At 57.8% G+C, this 358-nt stretch carries 1 protein-coding gene; it reads right to left on the bottom strand.

What is annotated here, in order from left to right; genetic code table 11:
* The coding region (locus RMT89_RS41675; protein ID WP_315888963.1) for a major capsid family protein at positions 1-358 on the bottom strand (358 nt) is incomplete at both ends.

Below are 358 nucleotides of genomic sequence, written 5' to 3'. Positions count from 1 at the left end.
CGATCTCTTCCGGCGTCTTATTGCCGGTGCCGTCATTCAGCACCCACGCGGTATTCGGCGAGGCAGTACCGTTAGCAGCAGCCGCAACCGGAGTCACATTGGCGTTGTTAATTAGGCCAGTCCAGCCCTTCAGGTTGGAGCCGATCAGCGCGGTTTCCCACACGAACACCTCAGCAGCGAAGCGGGCAGCCTCAGCGCGACGGGAACTCAGCGGGAAGTTAGAGAAGGCAGCCTTGCCAACTTCACCGATGTTCCACTGATAGCCCACGGCATACTCAGCAAAGGTGCTGGAAACCATATTCAGGTTCACGTCTGCCAGCGGAACATCCTTGGCATAGGTGGACTGGAACTTGGCTTC

The organism is Streptomyces sp. P17, from assembly GCF_032436805.1.
Classification (GTDB): Bacteria; Actinomycetota; Actinomycetes; order Streptomycetales; family Streptomycetaceae; genus Streptomyces.
The sequence above is the reverse complement of the archived record's forward strand: the minus strand, read 5'-3'. Positions and strand labels throughout refer to the sequence as shown.